The sequence below is a fragment of the Tuberibacillus calidus DSM 17572 genome, assembly GCF_000430685.1.
In the GTDB taxonomy this organism is placed as follows: Bacteria; Bacillota; Bacilli; order Bacillales; family Sporolactobacillaceae; genus Tuberibacillus; species Tuberibacillus calidus.
Window position 1 is genome coordinate 1 of sequence record NZ_AUMM01000088.1, and the last position, 2,052, is coordinate 2,052.

Sequence of the window (2,052 nt, forward strand, 5' to 3'; positions counted from 1 at the left end):
CCAAGCGATAGCGCGGTAGGGTAGGCGTACAAAATTAGGGTGCCGGAGATATTGATCTATAAAGGTTGTCGAGAAAATCTTGACACATACATTTTAAATTTGTGTCTTGACGATGGGGTCCACCTTATTTTATAATCGGAGTAATTTAAGCATAAAGGATGGTATTTCGTGAATTTTGCTTCTGTACGCATCATCACCGACGACGTGGGCAATTTGGGGTTCTTCAATATTTAGAAGAACATCCAAAAGTCTCACAAAAACAAGCGGAAGCCTTCAAAATTGATCGGACAACAATGGTATCTCAAATTGATTATTTGGAGGAAATCCAGTGTGTGCAACGAGTGAGGAATCCAAAAGATAGGGGATTTTTTGCGTTGAGGGTCACGAAACAAGCCAAGGAGAAATTAAGGTAGGGGGAGCATTATCTCGAAACTATTGAATTGGATGTTCTTTTAGGGCTTTCAGTCAAGGAGCAAAAGGAACTCAAATCGATTTTATTAAGGGTATGGACAACCATATCGAAGAAGTAAAAATAATGAATCGTATTGGAAGAAAATCCGATTGTGACTGTTAATGGGTTTGGAACCCATGGAAAAAGGTGATTTTTAATGTTGTACAAGAAAATTGGTGAGTTATTCCCTAAAACCCCTTTTGATTTTGAAAAAACCATAAGGTTTTTAGGTGGATTTCCCCCAACTAAAAAAGAACAAACACTGAATGAAAATCATCTAACCAAAGCCATTTTAATGAATGATCAAATATTTGTCTTTGATTTACAATCAGAAGGTGATATTGAAAACCCAAAATTGATATACACCATATTTTCAGACAAGGATATCTCGGATAAGAGCTTAAAAATGCTTGAGAAGAAAATCGATCATTTTTTAAGTTTATCTGATGATCTCAAGGAATTTTATACTTTGGCATCGGAAGATCCGTGGTTCCAACACATTAATAAAAAACTATATGGTTATCATCAGGTTAAATTTCTTACCCCTTTTGAAAGTGCCTGCTGGGCGATTTTTACCCAAAAGACGCCCACGAATATCGCCAAGGAAATCAAGATGAGATTCTGTGAAAATTTTGGTCAATCACTAGAAATAAACAATCAATGTTATTCTGCATTTCCCGAGCCGGTAAATATCCTTAGGGCTTCCGAGGAAGAAGTAGCAGAAATGGTCAAAAATAAGCGAAAGACCCAATATTTGATGTCAGTCTGCGAAGCATTTTCCGATGTTGATGAACAGTTCCTCACCGACGGAGATTATGATGAAGTTGAATATTGGTTAAAAGCCATTAAAGGAATAGGTGAATGGTCAGCCTCGTTTATTCTTATCAGAGGGATTGGGAGAATGGAACGATTACCTGTTAGCGAAAAAATGCTATTAAAGGTGTTTTCGGAAACTTATAAAGGTGATCAGGATGTTAAGGTGATTGCTAATCATTATGGAAATTGGAAAGGATATTGGGCCCATTATCTTCGTGCTTTGGGTGCATTTACAAAATAGAGTAGTATAAAATCGTTCAAAATACAAAATGCTAATATATACCACAATATTAAAGGAGATGAAGTACATGGCTACACCGCAACTCGACTTTTCATCTATTCAGGTAAGGGATCTTGAAAAATCACGTGAATTTTATCAGAATACCTTAGGTTTTGAAATTGAAAATGAAAATCCAGGAGCCTATGTCTTTAAAAATGAAAAGGGCGCTTCTTTTGCTATTAGAAAACCTTTGGTTGATTTGGACAGAGCAGGCAAGCTTGGATGGGGAGTCGCACTTTGGTTTTCCGTTCCTGACGTGGAAAAACGATATGAAGATGTGCGTGGCAAAGAAGTGAAGATTGTTAAGGATTTAACAGACAGTCCCTTTGGTAAGGTGTTTACAGTAGAAGATCCTGATGGATATTATATTACTTTCCACGGATAAAATCCCCCTTCGTTTGTACAAAGATAATGAAGAGGCCATCAATGGGATCGCTGAGTTCCTAAAGCAAAAGGGATAACTGGGTGAAGCTGAATTCCTTACATTGTTTGGGGGATTCAGTTT

Annotated in this window: 3 protein-coding genes; all 3 read left to right on the forward strand. The window is 37.2% G+C overall.

The window, feature by feature from the left end; translation table 11 throughout:
* Window positions 1-158: 158 nt before the first annotated feature.
* The 3 genes from H532_RS21130 (at window position 159) to H532_RS0114085 (ending at window position 1,932) form a co-directional block, all read left to right on the forward strand.
* Entirely contained in the window at window positions 159-413 is a 255-nt protein-coding gene (locus H532_RS21130) for a MarR family winged helix-turn-helix transcriptional regulator (RefSeq protein WP_051263358.1), read from the forward strand.
* Window positions 414-611: 198 nt separating this feature from the next.
* Complete coding sequence (locus H532_RS0114080; RefSeq protein WP_162142936.1) at window positions 612-1,508, forward strand: DNA-3-methyladenine glycosylase family protein; 897 nt, start codon at window positions 612-614, stop codon at window positions 1,506-1,508.
* Window positions 1,509-1,575: 67 nt separating this feature from the next.
* Window positions 1,576-1,932, forward strand: coding sequence for a VOC family protein (locus tag H532_RS0114085; protein ID WP_027725978.1), 357 nt, complete (start codon window positions 1,576-1,578; stop codon window positions 1,930-1,932).
* Window positions 1,933-2,052 lie beyond the last annotated feature (120 nt).

Coding starts and splice junctions, on each gene's coding strand:
- H532_RS21130 (WP_051263358.1), top strand. CDS start 159: ATGGTATTTCGTGAATTTTGCTTCTGTACGCATCATCACCGACGACGT.
- H532_RS0114085 (WP_027725978.1), top strand. CDS start 1,576: ATGGCTACACCGCAACTCGACTTTTCATCTATTCAGGTAAGGGATCTT.